The 18901-nt window shown below is 55.0% G+C and carries 15 protein-coding genes; 11 read left to right on the forward strand and 4 right to left on the reverse strand.

Annotated features, from left to right (window positions below; genetic code table 11):
• The first annotated feature begins 21 nt into the window (after positions 1-21).
• From AB4N84_RS18330 to AB4N84_RS18380, 11 genes are all read left to right on the forward strand, one after another.
• Positions 22-2229: a bifunctional prephenate dehydrogenase/3-phosphoshikimate 1-carboxyvinyltransferase gene (locus tag AB4N84_RS18330; protein ID WP_460047058.1), complete on the forward strand. Its 2208-nt coding sequence runs from the start codon at positions 22-24 to the stop codon at positions 2227-2229.
• Positions 2226-2915 carry a (d)CMP kinase gene (gene cmk, locus AB4N84_RS18335; protein ID WP_074752927.1) on the forward strand — a complete coding sequence of 230 codons (690 nt, stop codon included), beginning with the start codon at positions 2226-2228 and terminating at the stop codon, positions 2913-2915. Before AB4N84_RS18330 ends, cmk begins: the two co-directional genes overlap by 4 nt.
• Before the next feature lie 121 nt (positions 2916-3036).
• Positions 3037-4728: a 30S ribosomal protein S1 gene (gene rpsA, locus AB4N84_RS18340; protein WP_074752926.1), complete on the forward strand. Its 1692-nt coding sequence runs from the start codon at positions 3037-3039 to the stop codon at positions 4726-4728.
• Between the two features lie 365 nt (positions 4729-5093).
• On the forward strand, positions 5094-5393 hold the full coding sequence (gene ihfB / locus AB4N84_RS18345; protein WP_037011901.1) for an integration host factor subunit beta: 300 nt from the start codon (positions 5094-5096) through the stop codon (positions 5391-5393).
• Positions 5394-5411: 18 nt separating this feature from the next.
• A complete protein-coding gene (locus tag AB4N84_RS18350) occupies positions 5412-5651 on the forward strand; it encodes a lipopolysaccharide assembly protein LapA domain-containing protein (protein ID WP_074752908.1) in 240 nt (79 codons plus the stop codon).
• Between the two features lie 222 nt (positions 5652-5873).
• Positions 5874-7319 (forward strand): MBL fold metallo-hydrolase RNA specificity domain-containing protein, encoded by a 1446-nt coding sequence (locus AB4N84_RS18355; RefSeq protein WP_460042532.1) that lies wholly within the window; start codon positions 5874-5876, stop codon positions 7317-7319.
• 334 nt (positions 7320-7653) lie between these two features.
• Positions 7654-9096: a mannose-1-phosphate guanylyltransferase/mannose-6-phosphate isomerase gene (locus tag AB4N84_RS18360; protein WP_460047059.1), complete on the forward strand. Its 1443-nt coding sequence runs from the start codon at positions 7654-7656 to the stop codon at positions 9094-9096.
• Between the two features lie 129 nt (positions 9097-9225).
• Positions 9226-10599 (forward strand): phosphohexomutase domain-containing protein, encoded by a 1374-nt coding sequence (locus AB4N84_RS18365; protein WP_460042533.1) that lies wholly within the window; start codon positions 9226-9228, stop codon positions 10597-10599.
• Between the two features lie 129 nt (positions 10600-10728).
• A complete protein-coding gene (locus AB4N84_RS18370) occupies positions 10729-11697 on the forward strand; it encodes a UDP-glucose 4-epimerase family protein (protein WP_460042535.1) in 969 nt (322 codons plus the stop codon).
• Positions 11694-12710, forward strand: a complete 1017-nt coding sequence (locus tag AB4N84_RS18375; RefSeq protein ID WP_460042536.1) for an MraY family glycosyltransferase — start codon at positions 11694-11696, stop codon at positions 12708-12710. The genes AB4N84_RS18370 and AB4N84_RS18375 overlap by 4 nt, the downstream gene beginning before the upstream one ends.
• 107 nt (positions 12711-12817) lie before the next feature.
• Positions 12818-14812: a polysaccharide biosynthesis protein gene (locus AB4N84_RS18380; RefSeq protein WP_460042537.1), complete on the forward strand. Its 1995-nt coding sequence runs from the start codon at positions 12818-12820 to the stop codon at positions 14810-14812.
• 80 nt (positions 14813-14892) lie between these two features.
• Here AB4N84_RS18380 and AB4N84_RS18385 read toward each other — a convergent pair whose 3' ends face one another.
• From AB4N84_RS18385 to gmd, 4 genes are read right to left on the reverse strand one after another with little or no spacing between them, the layout of a single operon-like run.
• Positions 14893-16011, reverse strand: a complete 1119-nt coding sequence (locus AB4N84_RS18385; protein WP_460042538.1) for a glycosyltransferase family 4 protein — start codon at positions 16009-16011, stop codon at positions 14893-14895.
• Positions 16012-16023: 12 nt separating this feature from the next.
• On the reverse strand, positions 16024-16767 hold the full coding sequence (locus tag AB4N84_RS18390; RefSeq protein WP_460042540.1) for a glycosyltransferase family 2 protein: 744 nt from the start codon (positions 16765-16767) through the stop codon (positions 16024-16026).
• Complete coding sequence (locus AB4N84_RS18395; protein WP_460042542.1) at positions 16767-17702, reverse strand: GDP-L-fucose synthase family protein; 936 nt, start codon at positions 17700-17702, stop codon at positions 16767-16769. The genes AB4N84_RS18390 and AB4N84_RS18395 overlap by 1 nt, the downstream gene beginning before the upstream one ends.
• 5 nt (positions 17703-17707) lie before the next feature.
• Complete coding sequence (gene gmd, locus AB4N84_RS18400) at positions 17708-18793, reverse strand: GDP-mannose 4,6-dehydratase (protein WP_460042543.1); 1086 nt, start codon at positions 18791-18793, stop codon at positions 17708-17710.
• Positions 18794-18901 lie beyond the last annotated feature (108 nt).

Below are 18901 nucleotides of genomic sequence, written 5' to 3' on the forward strand. Positions count from 1 at the left end.
GCAGTGCAATCGACTGCGCCTATTATCGGCCGCCTGGTGGTGGTCGGCCTCGGTTTGATCGGGGGCTCGTTCGCCAAGGGGTTGAAGGAAAGTGGCCTGTGTCGCGAAGTGGTCGGCGTCGATCTTGACCCGCAATCACGTCAGTTGGCCGTCGAACTGGGTGTCGTCGATCGCTGTGAAGACCATCTTGCGACAGCTTGCATCGGTGCGGACGTCATTCAATTGGCCGTGCCGATCCTGTCCATGGAAAAGCTGCTGGGCGTGCTCGCCGGCCTCGACCTTGGAAACGCTGTGCTGACGGATGTTGGCAGCGCCAAAGGCAACGTCGTCCGCGCGGCGCGAGAGGTGTTCGGCACGATGCCAGCGCGTTTCGTGCCCGGGCATCCGATCGCCGGCTCCGAGCAGAGCGGCGTAGAGGCTTCCAACGCTCAGCTGTTCCGCCGTCACAAAGTCATTCTCACGCCGTTGCCCGAGACGGATCCTGCGGCGGTGGCCCTCGTGGATCGCCTGTGGTCGGTGCTGGGAGCCGATGTCGAGCACATGGACGTCGAGCGTCACGACGAGGTCTTGGCGGCCACCAGTCACCTGCCGCATTTGCTGGCGTTCGGTTTGGTGGATTCGCTGGCCAAACGCAACGAAAACCTCGAAATTTTCCGTTACGCCGCAGGCGGTTTTCGCGATTTCACCCGAATCGCGGGCAGCGATCCGGTCATGTGGCATGACATCTTTCTGGCCAACCGCGACGCGGTGTTGCGCACGCTGGACACGTTCCGCAGTGACTTGGACGCGTTGCGCGATGCAGTGGATGCCGGAGACGGTCACCAGTTACTGGGCGTGTTCACCCGTGCTCGTGTGGCGCGAGAGCATTTCGGCAAAATACTCGCCCGTCGCGCTTACGTGGAAAAAGTGGCGGCAGAGGATTTGTCATTCCTGGCGCAGCCGGGCGGCAGTGTCCGTGGGCAGATTCGCGTGCCGGGCGACAAATCGATTTCCCACCGCTCGATCATGCTCGGCTCGCTGGCGGAGGGTGTCACTGAAGTCGAAGGCTTTCTCGAAGGCGAAGACGCGCTGGCGACGTTGCAGGCGTTTCGCGATATGGGCGTGGTCATCGAAGGTCCGCACCATGGGCGTCTGACCATTCACGGTGTGGGGCTCAATGGTCTCAAGCCTGCGCCCGGTCCGATCTACCTCGGCAATTCCGGCACGTCCATGCGTCTGTTGTCCGGCCTGTTGGCGGCGCAGCGTTTTGACAGCGTGTTGACCGGCGACGCCTCGTTGTCCAAACGTCCGATGGCCCGCGTTGCCGAGCCATTGCGTCAGATGGGGGCTGTGATTGAGACCGCTGCAGAAGGTCGTCCTCCATTGACCATTCGCGGCGGCAAAGCGCTGACCGGTATCAGCTACGTCATGCCGATGGCCAGCGCTCAGGTCAAATCCTGCCTGCTGCTTGCCGGGATGTATGCCGAGGGCACCACGACCGTCACTGAACCCGCACCGACGCGGGACCACACCGAGCGAATGTTGCGGGGTTTTGGCTATCCCGTCGCCGGCAACGGTGCGACGGCTTCGGTGGTCGCCGGCGGCACGCTCACGGCCACGCGCATTGAAGTCCCGGCGGACATCTCTTCGGCCGCGTTTTTCCTGGTGGCCGCGTCGATTGCCGAAGGTTCGGACTTGCTGCTCGAGCACGTCGGCGTCAACCCGACGCGCACAGGTGTGATCGACATCCTGCGCTTGATGGGCGCTGACATTTCGGTGCAGAACCTGCGTGAAGTGGGCGGTGAGCCCGTGGCTGACCTGCGTGTTCGCCACGCAGGGCTCAAGGGCATCGTCATTCCCGAGGCGCTTGTACCGCTGGCGATCGACGAGTTCCCGGTACTGTTCATCGCAGCGGCCTGCGCCGAAGGTCGGACGGTGTTGCGAGGTGCGCAGGAGTTACGCGTCAAAGAGTCTGACCGTATCCAGGCCATGGCCGACGGTCTGACAGTGCTTGGTATCAAGGTTGAACCGACCGCAGACGGCCTCATTATTGAAGGTGGGCAGATCGGCGGCGGTGAGGTCGACGGGCAGGGCGATCATCGCATCGCCATGGCATTCAGTATCGCGTCGTTGCGCGCGGCAGCCCCGATCCGTATTCGGGACTGCGCCAACGTGGCGACTTCATTCCCCAATTTCCTGGCGCTGTGCAGCCAGGTGGGTATTCGTGTAGCGCAAGAGGGGCAATCGTGAAAGCTCAAGCTCCGGTCATTACGATCGATGGACCTAGCGGTTCCGGGAAAGGGACAGTGGCGGGTTTGCTGGCCAAACGTCTGGGTTGGTGCCTGCTGGATTCCGGCGCGCTTTACCGTCTGCTGGCGTTCGCCGCCCGCAACCACGGTGTCGACCTGACCAACGAAGAAGCGCTGAAGCTTCTGGCCGCGCATCTGGACGTTCAGTTCGAAGCCGCCACCGACGATCACGGTCAACGCATCATTCTTGAAGGCGAAGACGTGACGCTGGCGATCCGCAACGAGCAGATCGGCAGTGGTGCGTCGCAAGTGGCGTCCCTGCCCGCGGTGCGCGAAGCACTGCTGCAGCGCCAGCGGGCATTTCAGGAGTTTCCCGGCCTCATTGCAGACGGTCGAGACATGGGAACCGTGGTGTTCCCGGCCGCGCCCTTGAAGGTTTTTCTGACGGCCAGTGCCGAAGAGCGTGCGCGCCGTCGATATTTGCAGTTGAAGGCCAAGGGTGACGATGTTAGTCTGTCGAGTCTGCTAGATGAGATACGTGTTCGCGACGAGCGAGACACCCAGCGAGCGGTAGCCCCGCTCAAGCCGGCGCAAGACGCCATTCAGCTGGATTCCACCGAATTATCCATCGAGCAGGTGCTTGAACGCATCCTGAGTGAAGTCGCACTTCGCGATCTCGCTGGATGACCAGGAAGCCATGTGGGAGACCAGTCAAAGTCCCGCAGGCTTTCTTTCATATGAACGAAACCCACGTTGTCTGGAACGTGGCAGATGGGCGTATTCTTCGCCCTTATCAACAGGAATTAAAATGAGCGAAAGCTTTGCTGAACTTTTCGAAGAAAGCCTAAAGACTCTTAACCTTCAGGCCGGTTCGATCATCACCGCGATCATCGTCGATATCGATTACCAGGCTGGTTGGGTCACCGTTCACGCTGGTCTGAAGTCTGAAGGCCTCATCCCGCTGGAGCAGTTCCACAACGATGCCGGCGAGCTGACCATCAAGATCGGCGACGAAGTGCACGTTGCGCTGGACGCGGTCGAAGACGGCTTTGGCGAGACCAAGCTGTCCCGCGAAAAAGCCAAGCGTGCTGAGTGCTGGATCGTTCTGGAAGCGGCTTTCGCAGCTGAAGAAGTGGTCAAGGGCGTTATCAACGGTAAGGTTAAAGGCGGCTTCACTGTCGACGTTAACGGCATCCGTGCGTTCCTGCCAGGTTCTCTGGTTGACGTCCGTCCAGTGCGCGACACCACGCACCTGGAAGGCAAAGAGCTGGAATTCAAGGTCATCAAGCTGGACCAGAAGCGCAACAACGTTGTCGTTTCCCGTCGCAGTGTCCTGGAAGCCGAAAACAGCGCCGAGCGCGAAGCTCTGCTGGAATCGCTGCAGGAAGGCCAACAGGTCAAGGGTATCGTCAAGAACCTCACCGATTACGGCGCATTCGTCGATCTGGGTGGCGTCGATGGCCTGCTGCACATCACCGACATGGCCTGGAAGCGTATCAAGCATCCATCGGAAATCGTCAACGTTGGCGATGAGATCGATGTAAAAGTCCTGAAGTACGATCGCGAGCGCAATCGTGTTTCCCTGGGCCTGAAGCAACTGGGCGAAGACCCATGGGTTGCTATCAAGGCACGTTACCCAGAAGGCACTCGCGTGACCGCGCGTGTGACCAACCTGACCGACTACGGCTGCTTCGCAGAGCTGGAAGAAGGCGTGGAAGGCCTGGTACACGTTTCCGAAATGGACTGGACCAACAAGAACATCCACCCATCGAAAGTCGTTCAGGTTGGCGATGAAGTGGAAGTCATGGTTCTGGACATCGACGAAGAGCGTCGTCGTATCTCCCTGGGCATCAAGCAGTGCAAATCTAACCCGTGGGAAGATTTCTCTGGCCAGTTCAACAAGGGCGACAAGATCTCCGGCACCATCAAGTCGATCACCGATTTCGGTATCTTCATTGGTCTGGACGGCGGCATCGACGGCCTGGTTCACCTGTCCGACATCTCCTGGAACGAAGTGGGCGAAGAAGCCGTACGTCGCTTCAAGAAGGGCGACGAACTCGACACCGTGATCCTGTCTGTTGATCCAGAGCGTGAGCGCATCTCGCTGGGTATCAAGCAGCTGGAAAGCGATCCGTTCTCCGAGTACGTCACTGTCAATGACAAAGGCGCTATCGTTCGCGGTATCGTTAAAGAAGTTGACGCCAAAGGCGCCATCATCACTCTGGCCGACGACATCGAAGCGACTCTGAAAGCTTCCGAAATCAGCCGTGACCGCGTTGAAGACGCGCGTAACGTTCTGAAAGAAGGCGAAGAGATCGAAGCCAAGATCATCAGCGTTGACCGCAAGAGCCGCGTGATCAGCTTGTCCATCAAGTCGAAAGACGTTGAAGACGAGAAAGAAGCGATTCAGAGCCTGCGTAGCAAGCCTGAAACCGCAGAAAACACGGGTCCGACCACTCTGGGCGACCTGCTGCGTGCTCAAATGGAAAAACAGAACTGAGTTCTGTCTGACCATTGAAAAAGGGCGACTTCGGTCGCCCTTTTTTGTGGGCGCGGGTTTTTCATGGGCGTCTTCCCACGCCCAGCGCGCAGACTGTAGGAGCGCGCTTGCCCGCGATTGCGTCGTTTCCGTCGATCTATCTGTGCCTGACACAACCCAATCGCGACCAGCACGCTCTTAACGTTGCTGAGGCCCACGCTTGCGCAATCTCTCCAGGCCCCGATTCGCAAGGGCTGCGCGACGTAATGGCCTGTTGCCTGGAATCTGTGTTCACATAACTCGAAACATGGGCTGTTCAAATTCGCGTGGTCATGCTAAAACCTTCAAAGCGCTTTACCTAGCTGCTTGAAAAAGAAGGGAAAAATATGACGAAGTCGGAGTTGATCGAACGAATTGTCACCCATCAAGGACTGCTCTCATCCAAAGATGTGGAGTTGGCCATCAAGACCATGCTTGAGCAGATGTCGCAATGTCTTGCCACAGGCGACCGTATCGAAATACGGGGCTTTGGCAGCTTTTCCTTGCACTATCGCGCGCCTCGCGTAGGCCGCAATCCAAAGACCGGGCAGTCCGTCAGTCTTGACGGAAAATTTGTCCCCCACTTCAAGCCCGGAAAAGAGTTGCGTGATCGGGTGAACGAAGAGGAGGAGCACGAGCTCCAATAGCCGTCAAAGGAGTACTCGATGCGCAATATCAAACGCCTGATTTTTTTTGTGGTCGTCCTGCTGATCGTGGCGACAACGGTAGTGTTCGTCCTCGAAAACCAGCAGTCCGTTGCCCTGGTGTTCTTTGGTTGGTCGGCACCTGAAATGTCGATCGCTGTGCCGGTGATCCTGGCGTTGCTGGTGGGTATGGTGATCGGGCCAGTCCTGTTTTCGATTGCCCGGTTACGGAAAAGAACCAAGCCGTCTCGCATGGCCTGAGGGCTGGCGACACCCGCTGACCTCTTCATCGTGTGCCTGTTTCTCAGGCCACGCAGCGCTACCGACGATCTCTATCCGGCGTGGCGCGTCTTTCTTATCGATCCATTTTTAAACCTGTTCCCAAGTATTTCCGAAAAATCCCGCAAAACCTTATCGGCTGATCCCTGCGTTCAGTGCGACTAAGCTGCGCGACTTTTAGTGCACGGATCGAAAGGGAGCTTCATGAATTATCCAGACATCATCCATCACGGTGCGGGCGAAGGTGTCACCGGCTCGTGTCATCAATTGCAGATGGATGCCGAGCACGGCCTGCTGATTGATTGCGGGTTGTTCCAAGGGCGTGATGCCGATCTCAAGGAACGCTTTGGCGAATCTGCCTCGGCAATCGATTTCTCTCTGGCAACGATCAAGATGCTGATCGTGACGCACGTTCACGCGGACCATGTCGGACGAATTCCCCAACTGCTCGCTGCGGGCTTCAAAGGCCCGATTATCTGCAGTGAACCGTCCGCAAAACTGCTGCCATTGGTGCTGGAGGATGCGTTCAGGCTTGAGCAGGGTCGAGACGAGCGTCAGATTGAACGCTATCTCACTCAAGTGATGGAGCGCGTCGTTGCCGTGCCATTCGATACCTGGTTCAGCGTAATGAATACCCCCGCTCTGAATGCTCGAGTCCGCTTGCAGCGCGCTGGCCACATCCTTGGGTCGGCTTATGTCGAGATCGACGTCGAATACCCGATGGAACAGCGCAGTAAACGCGTGGTGTTTTCCGGTGATCTCGGCGCCTCCCATACGCCGATTCTTCCCAGCCCGAAGTCCCCGGAGCAGGCAGACATTCTAGTGCTCGAGAGCACCTACGGTGATCGCGTGCATGAGGATCGAGCCACCCGGCAAGTGCGACTCGAGGCGGTCATCGACAGAGCGTTGGCCGATCACGGTACCGTGCTGATACCCGCTTTCAGCCTGGGGCGAACTCAGGAACTGCTGTATGAAATCGAAGACATCCTTCACCGCAAGTCGCTGTCGTGCTCAGTGGAAGGCAGTGACGGTGCGCATGGTTCGCTACCGGTCAACTGGCCACAGCTACCCATCATTCTTGATTCGCCGCTGGCCAGTCGGCTGACGCAGGTTTACCAGTCCTTCGATGACATCTGGGACGACGACGCCCGTGCCCGCCAGGAAAGCGGGCGCCAGCCGCTGCGCTTTGAGCAGTTGATCACCATCGACACAGCCGCCCAGCACCATCAAACCGTCAACTACCTCGCCAGCACTGGACGCCCCGCGATCGTCATTGCCGGGCACGGCATGTGCGCAGGCGGGCGCATCGTCAATTATCTGAAAGCCATGCTGGGCGATCCGCGTCACAACGTGGTGTTCGTCGGCTATCAGGCGAAGGGCACGCCCGGCGCCGCGATTCAACAGCATGGTCCGAAGGGCGGTTACGTCGAGCTGGGCCGTGAACGCTATGAGATCAAGGCAGGCATCGAGACGATCGGAGGGTATTCGGCGCATGCGGATCAGCGAGGATTGGTCGACTTTGTTACGGGAATGGCGGTGTGGCCATCCGAGATCAGGCTGGTACATGGAGAGCCTTCCGCCAAGAGGCGGCTCGGCCAGTTGTTGGAAGCCAAGTATTCCTCAAAGCGCAAAGTACTGATAATCAATTGAGGGGGGCTGCTCTCAGCTGTTAGCAAAAACACAAGCTGATGACGCCGGTAGCGCTCTAGTCAGGGCGTTTACTGCGCGTCAGTCGGTCTTTTTGCTATCGTCCCGTCACGTTACCTATCTGAAATCGTTGAAAATCTCGGGTTTTACCTCGGTGGGTGTTAGTAAATCTTATAACAGACTGTAGAATAACCGCCTGCTTGCAGGGCGAATGCTTTTCACCCTGTCTGCGTGCTGGCCGGCCCTAGCGCAGTCCGGGTTGACTCTGATGCGTTCTGTAACACCACACATACCTTTCCCAGCTATACATCTTCTGGGGAGGATTAAGGATTTTAGAATGGAATTGATTCCCGTAATTATGTCCGGCGGTGTTGGCAGCCGGCTCTGGCCTGTATCCCGCGAGACTCATCCCAAGCCGTTCATGCAATTGCCGGGTGGCCAGAACCTAATCCAGAAGACATTTTTGCGGGCCAGCGGTCTGGACGGCGTGGTCGAAATCCTGACGGTTACCAATCGTGAGCTTCTGTTCAAGACCGAGGATGAATATCGGGCGGTTGACCGTGCGCATCATTCGCAGAGCTATATCCTTGAGCCCTTTGGCCGCAACACCGCAGCGGCCGTTGCTGCGGCGGCATTGCAGCTTTTGGAAACCCGCGGTCCGGACGCTTGCATGCTGGTTCTTGCTGCCGATCACCTGATCAAAGATCAGGTGGCTTTCGCCACTGCGGTGGCAAATGCCGTCACGCTGGCCACCCAAGGCTGGTTGGTCACATTCGGTATCAAGCCAACCTATCCCGAAACAGGGTTCGGATACATCGAAGCTGACGCTTACAATCAGCTCGGTGTTGGCCAGAAAGTTACGCGATTCGTCGAAAAGCCGAATCTGGACACCGCAAAAGCCTATGTCAGTGCCGGTAACTATTACTGGAACTCCGGCATGTTCTGCTTCCGTGTCGGGACAGTGCTTGATGAGCTACGTGCACATGCGCCAGATGTCGTTGAAGCTGTCACCGCCACCCTTGAAGCTTCCCGCTTGTCTACCGGCAAAGGCTATAGCTGTCGCGCGCTTGATGCCGACACGTTTGCCAAAGTCCCGGATATCTCAATCGATTACGCACTCATGGAACGTTCGGCCAAGGTCGCGACCATTCCATGTGACATCGGTTGGAGTGATATCGGTTCCTGGAATGCGGTCAGCGAGCTGACCCAGGAAGACGAAAACGGCAACCGTTTTGAAGGCGAAGTGCTGTCCCATGCCTCTCGCAACAACTATGTGAACAGTGAGGAACGTCTCACTGCATTGGTAGGCGTCGAAGACTTGCTGGTGGTCGACACCCCTGATGCGTTGCTGATCACCAACAGGGCACACGCGCAAGACGTCAAGCACATCGTTCAGCAGTTGAAATCCGGTGGTCACACTGCTCACTTGCTGCACCGCACCGTACACCGCCCTTGGGGTACGTACACGACGCTGGAAAACGGCGAGCGCTTCAAGATCAAGCGCATCGTTGTCAAACCCAAGGCGTCGCTCTCCCTGCAGATGCACCATCACCGCAGCGAGCACTGGATTGTCGTCAGCGGCATGGCCGTGGTCATCAACGATCAGCAAGAGTTAATGCTCAATACCAACGAATCGACGTTCATTCGTGCGGGCCATAAACACCGCCTGCAGAACCCCGGTGTGATCGATCTGGTACTCATCGAAGTGCAGAGCGGTGACTACCTGGGCGAGGATGACATCGTACGTTTTGAAGATAATTACGGGCGTGTTGATAACTAATCTCCGTTTTCAGTGCCTAACCCTCGCCTCAAGCTGTCATGCGCGAGGGTAGCGCGCAGCCCGCTGGCCGGGTTGCTTCTTACTGATTAGAAGGACCCCAGGGTCCTTTCGTCGCATAGGTTTTTACACATGAATCCCGACTATCCCGTTATTCAGACCCGGTGCTTCAAGGCCTACGACATTCGTGGTCAAGTCCCGAACGATCTCGATGCCGACATCGCCTACCGTATCGGACGCTCCATCGTGGTGGAGCTGGGTGCAAAAAATATCGTGGTTGGCCGAGACATGCGTCTCGAAAGCCCGTCCCTGGCTCAGGCCCTGATGAAAGGTATCCAGGACGCAGGCGCGGATGTCATCGACATCGGTTTGTGCGGAACCGAAGAAGTCTATTTCGCCACCAGCCATTACGCCGCAGACGGTGGCGTGATGGTCACTGCCAGTCATAACCCGAAGGGTTATAACGGCATGAAGCTGGTGCAACGCGAGTCTCGCCCGATCAGCGGAGATACCGGGCTTGATGCCATTCGCCAGCGCGTTGATGCTGGCGATTTCGGCGACGTGGCCGTTCAGGTTGGCAGTGTTAAATACTCGCCAGACAAGACCGCTTACATTCAGCACCTGCTTGGTTACGTCAAAGGCGCCGAGCTACGCCCGCTGAAAATTCTTGCCGACCCAGGCAACGGCGCTGTTGGCCCGGCGTTGGACGCGATCAAGTCGCAGCTGCCGTTTGACTGGGTCATCATTAACGCCGAACCGGATGGCAACTTCCCGAATGGCGTACCCAATCCGCTGTTGCCGGAAAACCGCAGCATCACCCAAGAGGCGCTTCTCCAGCACGGCTGCGATCTGGGGTTGGCGTGGGACGGTGACTTTGACCGCTGCTTCTTCTTCGATGAGAAGGGGCGTTTTGTCGAGGGCTACTACCTCGTTGGCCTGCTGGCAGAAATGCTGCTCAAGCAACATCCGGGCTCGAAGATCATCCATGATCCTCGCCTGACCTGGAACACTATCGATCAAGTACAACTGGCGGGTGGTACGCCTGTGCTGTGCAAAACCGGGCACGCCTTCATCAAGGAACGCATGCGCAAGGAGGATGCGGTGTACGGCGGCGAGATGAGCGCACACCATTACTTCCGTGACTTCGCGTACTGCGACAGCGGCATGATCCCGTGGCTCTTGGTTACCGCGTTGATGTCCGTCTCTGGCAAATCGTTTTCCCAGCTCGTCGATGAGCGCATGGCCGCTTACCCATGCAGCGGCGAGATCAACTATAAGGTTGACGACGTCAAGACCGTCCTGGACAAGATTTTGGAGCACTATTCTCCGATCTGTTCCAACATCGATAAGACGGATGGCATCAGCCTCGAATTTGCCGAATGGCGCTTTAATCTCCGTGGTTCGAACACTGAACCGCTGTTGCGCTTGAATGTGGAAAGTCGACGTGATCCAGAATTGGTTGCGGCGAAAGTCACGGAAATCGAGGGATTGCTAAGCGGTAAATAATGCAGGCTGGATCGCAGTCTTGGAATGACATGTGTCCACAGACTGCAATCCTGCTCCTTTATATTACTTGATTATCGAGTTTGCTCGGGTAACGAGATTATCCGTACTGTTTATCCAACTGGATTCGAAATGGTCAGAAAAATCCTGGTGACAGGGAGCTCGGGATTTTTAGGTAGGGCATTGGTCGAAAATGCCGCTTATCTACCTGGTATCAACATTTTTGCAGCCAGCAGACAAGTAGGTCTCCAACTCCCCACCGGTGTGACAAATATTCCCGTAGGTAACCTTGCAACCGATACTGCTTGGCAATCCGCGCTCCGGGACATGGATGTAGTGATACACACCGCAGCCCGTGTCCACGTCATGAACGAAACCGCTGCCGATCCGCTCGCGCTGTTCCGCGAGGTCAACACCGCAGGTACGCTCAATCTTGCCCGTCAAGCTGCGGCCGCTGGCGTGCGCCGTTTCATCTTCATTAGCTCGATAAAGGTCAACGGTGAGTCGACGCGACGTGATGAAGTCTTCCGGCCCCATGGTGTTGCCCGTCCTTCTGATCCCTATGCGATTTCTAAATACGAAGCAGAGCTAGGTCTGTTGGAGCTCGCCAAAACGTGCGCGATGGAGGTCGTGATCATCCGCCCGGTCTTGGTCTATGGGCCTGGGGTCAAGGCCAATTTCCTGCAACTGATGCGGGCACTTCGCAAAGGCATTCCGTTGCCATTGGGTGCCATACGCAACGCGCGTAGCCTTGTTTCGCTGGATAATCTGGTGGACTTCATCAGGGTGTGTGTTGATCATCCGGCTGCGGCTAACCAGATCTTTTTGGTGAGTGACGGACAAGATTTGTCCACCACTGAGCTGGCAAAGCGCCTAAAAGCATTCATGCCCTTGTCCGGCTGGCTGGTTCCAGTACCTCAGTCGATTATTAAATTGGGCGCGATGTTGCTGGGGCGTAAAGCCGCGGCTCAACGGGTATTAGGCTCCCTACGTGTGGACATATCGAAGAACCGAGACTTGCTGGGCTGGACGCCGCCTGTGTCAGTCGACGAGGCCCTCAAGAAGACTGTCGATCATTTTCTAGCAACGGAACAAAAATGAATTATTGGTGGTTAGCGGTCCTCGTTGCCGGGGCCTCGCTGGCGTTGACGTACTGGTTGCGTCGGTACGCCCTGCACAAAAGTCTGCTCGATATCCCTAATGGTAGAAGTTCGCACTCCGTTCCCACCCCACGAGGAGGGGGCGTCGCCATCGTAGTGAGTTATCTGGCTGCCCTCATATGGATGTACTGCGCTGGCGGTATAGAACTGCCATCCTTTATGGCGTCATTCGGCGCGGGCTTGTCCATCGCGGCTCTGGGCTTTTTGGACGATCACGGCCACATCGCCGCCCGCTGGCGTCTTCTGGGGCATTTTGTGGCGGCAGCCTGGGGGCTGTTCTGGCTGGGTGGACTTCCCCCGGTTCATCTATTCGATACCGAGTTCGATCTGGGTTTAATCGGCGATGTGCTTGCGGCGTTCTATCTGGTCTGGCTGCTTAACCTCTACAACTTCATGGATGGCATTGATGGTATCGCCAGCGTAGAGGCCATCACCGTGTGCCTGGGCGCGGTGCTTATTTACGCGTTGAGCGGGTTTTCCGGTCTGATCGGCCTACCGGTCTTGCTCGGATGCGCGGTGGCGGGGTTTCTTTTCTGGAATTTTCCGCCCGCCAGAATCTTCATGGGCGATGCTGGCAGCGGCTTTCTGGGCATCATTCTGGGTATTTTATCGCTGCAGGCCGCCTGGATTTCCTCGCAGTTACTGTGGGCATGGCTTATCCTCCTTGGGGTTTTCATCGTAGACGCTACAGTTACCCTCATTCGTCGGCTCGTTCGAGGCGACAAGATCTATGAGGCTCACAGAAGTCACGCTTATCAGTTCGCCTCACGGCGATTTGGCCGGCATCTTCCTGTGACGTCCGCAGTCGGTGTAATCAATCTGGTTTGGCTATTGCCCATGGCATTGTGCGTCACCCAATTTGGGCTAGACGGTGCTTTGGGCCTGATTATTGCGTACATCCCGCTCGTCATTTTGGCCATCAGGTTCAAAGCTGGCAGGTTGGAAGCTAATTAAAAGATGCAGCGTCGTCGTCATTCGGTCAGATTGTTCGAGCGTGGCAGGAATCAACAGTCGGCGTGTGGGTCGATAGAAAGTAGTTTGAACTCTTGTTTGAGGGAAGCATGGAGAGAGTACGCGTTTTGCTGGTGGGATTGCCCCGTCGTAAGAAGCGCATAATCCAGGTTGCCACCGACATCTGTCTGGTGTGGTTTGCACTATGGATGGCCTTCGTGGTTCGACTAGGGATTGATGACCTGATCAACCCGCTTGAAATCCATACCTGGTTATTCATCAGTGCTCCTGTCATCGCGATCCCTCTGTTCATCCGGATTGGCATGTACCGCGCCGTGATGCGCTATTTCGGCAATGACGCGCTGGTTGCAATTATCAAGGCGGTCAGTCTTTCCGCGTTGATACTCGGCGTAGTCGTGTATCTCTACAGCAATCACCAGCACGTCGTGCCTCGCTCGGTGATGTTCAACTACTGGTGGCTGAGTCTGGTGATGATTGGCGGTCTGCGTCTCGCCATGCGCCAGTATTTTATGGGTGACTGGTTTGCGGCCGCGCAGCATATGCCGTTCACCAATCGTGATGACGGTCTGCCCAGAGTGGCCATTTATGGCGCCGGAGCAGCGGGCAATCAGCTGTTAGCGGCCCTCAGAATGGGCCGATCCATGCGCCCGGTGGCCTTCATCGATGACGACGACTCGATTTCCAATCGGATGATTTCCGGCCTGCAGGTCTATAAACCCAAACACATCCAGCAAATGATCGATGTGACGGGCGCGCAGGAAATCCTGTTGGCGATTCCGTCGTCTGCACGAACGCGTCGCCGGGAAATCCTTGGGTTTCTGGAAGGCTTTCCGCTGCATGTGCGCAGTGTCCCGAACTTTTCGGACCTGGCCGCCGGCCGGGTCAAAGTGGACGATCTGCAGGAAGTGGACATTGCCGACCTGCTGGGGCGCGACTCGGTCCCTGCGCAGGAAGAGCTGTTGGAGCACTGCATCAAGAACCAATGCGTGCTGGTGACAGGGGCAGGGGGCTCGATCGGTTCCGAGTTGTGTCGACAGATCGTCATGCTCAAGCCCACGACGCTCTTGCTGCTGGACCACAGTGAATTCAACCTCTATACCATCCTGTCCGAGCTGGAGCGCCGCATCGAGCGTGAATCGCTCAAGGTGAAGGTCCTGCCGATCCTTGGCTGCGTGCGCAACCATTCCAAGTTGCTGGATGTCATGAAGACCTGGCGTGTCGACACGGTCTACCACGCAGCCGCTTACAAGCATGTGCCGATGGTCGAGCACAATATCGCGGAGGGCGTTATCAATAACGTTGTCGGCACGCTGAACGCGGCGCAGGCTGCGCTGCAGGCAGGCGTGGCCAATTTTGTACTGATCTCGACCGACAAGGCGGTGCGGCCCACCAACATCATGGGCAGTACGAAGCGCCTTGCTGAACTGATTCTTCAAGCCTTGAGCCGAGAAGCTGCGCCGGTGATGTTCGGTGACCGGGCAAACGTGCATCAGGTCAACAAGACGCGGTTCATCATGGTGCGCTTTGGCAATGTGCTGGGTTCGTCGGGGTCGGTGATTCCGTTGTTCCACCAGCAGATCAAGTCCGGTGGGCCGTTGACGGTGACGCACCCCAAGATCACTCGCTATTTCATGACCATTCCGGAAGCGGCTCAGCTGGTGATCCAGGCTGGCTCAATGGGGCAGGGCGGCGATGTGTTCGTGCTCGACATGGGCGAGCCGGTAAGAATTATCGAACTGGCCGAGAAGATGGTGCATCTGTCCGGCTTGAGCATTCGCTCGGAGAAGAACCCCCATGGCGACATCTCCATCGAGTTCACCGGCCTGCGGCCCGGCGAGAAGCTCTACGAAGAGTTACTGATTGGCGATAACGTGGCGGTCACCAGCCATCCGATGATCATGAGTGCCCAGGAAGATTACCTGTCGTGGGATGCGTTCAAGCAGAGCTTGTCGCATTTGCTCAAGGCTCTGGATGAAGACGACTACAACAGGGTCCGCCAGATACTGAGCGATACGGTCAGCGGGTATGCGCCCGAGGGCGATATCGTGGACTGGATTCACCAGCAGAGGCGGGGAGAGACATAGGCGGCTTTGTTAGTAGACTCAAACAACGGGAGGACGTTTATGCACCAAAACACTCCCGTACCTGAGCAGTACCCTAGGCGTTAAGGCTTACTCTGCAGCAGTTTCCTATAAATCTGCACATAAGACTTAACCATGGTTTCCGCAGTGAAAAGCTCATCAAAGCGAAGTCGAGCTCGATAGCCCATTTCTGATGCACGGACAGGGTTATCCATGACAAATCTCATAGCAGCGCTTAGAGCTAAATGATTATCGGGAGGTACTACCAGTCCTGTCTCGTTATCGATGTTGATATAGGTAGTGCCAGTACCTATCTCGCAGGAAATGAGCGGCTTTCCAAACATTGCTCCCTCCAGCAATGTGATGCCAAACGCTTCCGACCGCAAGTGTGAAGGGAACACAACACAGCCTGATAGTGCGAGTAAAGCTGCTTTATCCTCATCAGGAAGTGCGCCTAAAAAATGGATATTACGAAGTCCCAACTTTGAGGCTTGCGCTTTAAGCTCCATCTCTTTTGGCCCGCCACCCACTATGACAATAGGGAAATTATTGTTGGCTGAAGCGGCTAGCAAGGTGTGCAGTCCTTTGTAATAACGAAGGACGCCCACAAATAAAAAAAAGCCTGAACCGACGATGCTCTTCCATCTTTCAAGCGTTTCACTTTTTGTATTTTCAAAGTACTGAGGATTCAGCCCAAGAGGAACTACATCTATTTTGTGCTTGAGCGGTTGAAGGACTTCACTGGAAGAGACGTAATTAGGGGATGAAGCAACAATTCTACTCACACTCTGTAAGAAACGATTTTGCAGAGGTCGATAGAATTTTAGAAGGGTCTTTTGGTTGACGATGTCTGAGTGATAAGTAACAATCGTCGGTTTCTTAATGCGGCAGGCGAAGTGTAAGACATCCATAAACGGCCATGGAAAATGATAATGGACAATGTCCGCCTGCTTTGAGAGTTCTTTGAATTTAGAAATTGCAGAAAGCGAAAAGCCAGTGGATGCAATTTGAAAATCCAACTTTGACTGATGAAGGGAATATCCCTCCATAGCGATTTCTCGCAGGGATGGATTGGCTGAGAGAGCGAGCACGTCACTCTCCACGCCATAGCCAGCGGCTCCGCGAGCAAGTTGGTGAATGACTTGCTCCACCCCGCCCATCGTGTCAGGAAGCGCTGTCTTAAAGAAATGAAGTACACGCATTAGTTTAGTCGTTTACGGAAAGATTGATTTAAACCAGACGGCATAAGGTTGATATAGCCACCACTTGAGTGGGATTTTTCCATGGTACTTACGCACCACATTCATCGCCTCATCATAATGCCGGCGACGCAATGTTTTCGTTTTTGTCTCTTCATGTTCGCGGTTTACTGCAGCGAAGTCATCAAGAAACAGCAACGGTCCACCTAGCTTATACAACCTCCACCAAAGATCATAATCCATAGCCATGTGTAGGGTTCCGTCAACACCTCCAATTTCTTCCCACGCTGATCGTCGAATGAGCGTGGCAGGTTGGCAAATGATGCATCTCCTGGCTAGCCTGGCTTCACTGAACGGTTCCACCCAAATGGGTGATTTTTTCCCGTTCTTTTCAATAATATTCCAAGCCCTTCCGTACACTGCGGATGATCCAGTCGTAGCGTCCAAGGCGGTCAGAAGCTTGAGAAGGCCGTCAGGGAGAAACCAGTCATCACTGTTAAGCCAGCATACATAGGGCGCGCTGCCTTGAGCGATGCCTTCATTGATGGCCGCCGCCTGACCACCGTCTGGTCCACTTCTCCACCCAGACAATCTGCTTTCCCATCGCTTAATAACGTCGACTGATTCATCGGTCGACCCACCGTCCATGACGAAAACTTCAACAGGAAGATTCTGAGAGAAGATCGACGACAGGGCTTTGTCGAGAAAGCGGCCTTGATTGTACGATGGTACGGCAATAGTAATAAGCGGGGTAGTCATCAATTCCTACCCCCGTTATTTAAAAAGTCTCTGTATGCCAGTGTAATACCCTCACGTAGCGAAGTGCGCGCAGCCCACCCTAAGGAGTGAAGTTTTTCGACATTCAGTAATTTCCTAGGCGTACCATCGGGTTGGCTGGTGTCATTAACAATGATGCCTTGGAAACCAACAATATCTACAACCATTTCGGCGAGTTCTTGAATGCGCATATCTTTACCGATTCCTATATTGTATAGAAAATCGGAAGGATTTTTCTCCATCAGAAATATGCAAGCGTCGGCCATATCATCGACAAACAAGAATTCACGTCGAGGTTCTCCCGTTCCCCATATAACAAATTCTTTATCGCCATTTACCTTCGCTTCATGAGCTTTACGGATCAGCGCGGGAAGAACGTGGCAGCTCTCAAGGTTATAGCTATCGTTAGGGCCGTATAGATTTGTCGGCATTGCTGAAATATATTGCGTGCCATACTGTCGGTTATAGCTTTCACATAGCTTCACACCGAGAATTTTAGCCAACGCATATGGCTCATTGGTCTGCTCCAATGGTCCGGTCAACAGGTAATCTTCAGAAATAGGCTGAGAGCAATCACGAGGGTAAATACAGCTTGAACCCAGAAACAACATACGTTTCACACCGGCTTGCCATGCGGCATGAATAATATTTGTTTCAATCATTATATTTTGGTAAATAAAATCCGCACGATAACGATTGTTTGCTTTGATGCCACCCACCTTGCCAGCTGCTAGAAAGATATAATCTGGCCGCTCAATATTTAGGTAGTGCGTAACGTCGGACTGGTTAGTTAGGTCAAGCTCCGCGTGGCTTTTATAAATTAAATTGTTGTAACCAGCGGCAAGCAAACGCCGCTGGATAGAAGAGCCGGCCATCCCAAGATGGCCGGCAATAAAAATTTTGGCGCTTTTATCCACCTAACTTACTCGTGGTAGTCGTAAACAGAATAGCCGTGCGTTTTCACCAATTCGTCGCGTTGCGCAGATTTGAGATCCTCGCTCATCATCTCTGAGACGAGTTCTTCGAAGGTGATTTTAGGTGTCCAACCCAGCTTCTGCTGAGCTTTTGTTGGATCACCAAGCAAAGTTTCGACTTCGGTAGGGCGGAAATAACGTTCGTCAACGGCCACAATGCATTTGCCGTTGCTGTCATAACCCTTTTCGTCTACCCCAGTTCCTTTCCAAGTGATGCTGATGTCAGCTTCAGCAGCAGCCGCGTTTACAAAGTCGCGTACACTGAATTGCTTACCGGTTGCGATCACGAAATCTTCCGGCTGTTCTTGTTGCAACATCAGCCATTGCATTTCTACGTAATCTTTTGCGTGTCCCCAGTCCCGCAGAGCATCTAGGTTGCCTAAGTAGAGACATTCCTGAAGGCCCAGCTTGATACGTGCCAGCGCTCGGGTAATCTTTCGAGTAACGAACGTCTCTCCTCGTACAGGACTTTCGTGGTTAAACAAAATACCGTTACAGGCGTAAATCCCATACGCTTCACGGTAGTTCACTGTAATCCAATAAGCATACAACTTCGCGACAGCGTATGGGGACCGAGGGTAGAAAGGTGTGGTCTCTTTCTGCGGTACTTCTTGAACCAACCCGTACAGCTCGGAAGTCGAAGCTTGATAGAATCGCGTCTTCTTCTCAAGTCCCAGGATGCGGATAGCTTCGAGGATACGCAAAGCTCCCAACGCGTCGGAGTTCGCTGTGTACTCGGGTTCCTCGAAGGAGACCGCGACGTGTGATTGAGCTGCCAAATTGTAAATTTCGTCAGGTTGGACCTGCTGAATGACGCGTATCAGGCCTGTAGAGTCTGTCATATCCCCGTAATGCAAGACGAGGCGTCGGTCAGATTCATGCGGATCCTGATACAGATGGTCGATTCGATCAGTGTTGAAAGAGGAGGCACGGCGTTTGATCCCATGCACCTCATAGCCTTTGTCTAGAAGCAGCTCGGCCAGATAGGATCCGTCCTGACCTGTTACTCCAGTAATAAGCGCCACTTTTTTCATATGCTTCTCTTTCGGTTGTATCGCCAGCGAGACGGGGCAAGCTGACAAGGTAATAAACACGCGTGAATGATGCCATTTTACGGATGATACGGAAAGCCCGAATTGGGC

The organism is Pseudomonas sp. S2_H01 (genome assembly GCF_054668305.1).

Excerpts from the sequence above, each read along its gene's own strand:
- rpsA (WP_074752926.1), top strand. The coding sequence starts at position 3,037 with ATGAGCGAAAGCTTTGCTGAACTTTTCGAAGAAAGCCTAAAGACTCTT.
- ihfB (WP_037011901.1), top strand. The coding sequence starts at position 5,094 with ATGACGAAGTCGGAGTTGATCGAACGAATTGTCACCCATCAAGGACTG.
- AB4N84_RS18350 (WP_074752908.1), top strand. The coding sequence starts at position 5,412 with ATGCGCAATATCAAACGCCTGATTTTTTTTGTGGTCGTCCTGCTGATC.
- AB4N84_RS18355 (WP_460042532.1), top strand. The coding sequence starts at position 5,874 with ATGAATTATCCAGACATCATCCATCACGGTGCGGGCGAAGGTGTCACC.
- AB4N84_RS18360 (WP_460047059.1), top strand. The coding sequence starts at position 7,654 with ATGGAATTGATTCCCGTAATTATGTCCGGCGGTGTTGGCAGCCGGCTC.
- AB4N84_RS18365 (WP_460042533.1), top strand. The coding sequence starts at position 9,226 with ATGAATCCCGACTATCCCGTTATTCAGACCCGGTGCTTCAAGGCCTAC.
- AB4N84_RS18370 (WP_460042535.1), top strand. The coding sequence starts at position 10,729 with ATGGTCAGAAAAATCCTGGTGACAGGGAGCTCGGGATTTTTAGGTAGG.
- AB4N84_RS18375 (WP_460042536.1), top strand. The coding sequence starts at position 11,694 with ATGAATTATTGGTGGTTAGCGGTCCTCGTTGCCGGGGCCTCGCTGGCG.
- AB4N84_RS18380 (WP_460042537.1), top strand. The coding sequence starts at position 12,818 with ATGGAGAGAGTACGCGTTTTGCTGGTGGGATTGCCCCGTCGTAAGAAG.
- AB4N84_RS18385 (WP_460042538.1), bottom strand. The coding sequence starts at position 16,011 with ATGCGTGTACTTCATTTCTTTAAGACAGCGCTTCCTGACACGATGGGC.
- AB4N84_RS18390 (WP_460042540.1), bottom strand. The coding sequence starts at position 16,767 with ATGACTACCCCGCTTATTACTATTGCCGTACCATCGTACAATCAAGGC.
- gmd (WP_460042543.1), bottom strand. The coding sequence starts at position 18,793 with ATGAAAAAAGTGGCGCTTATTACTGGAGTAACAGGTCAGGACGGATCC.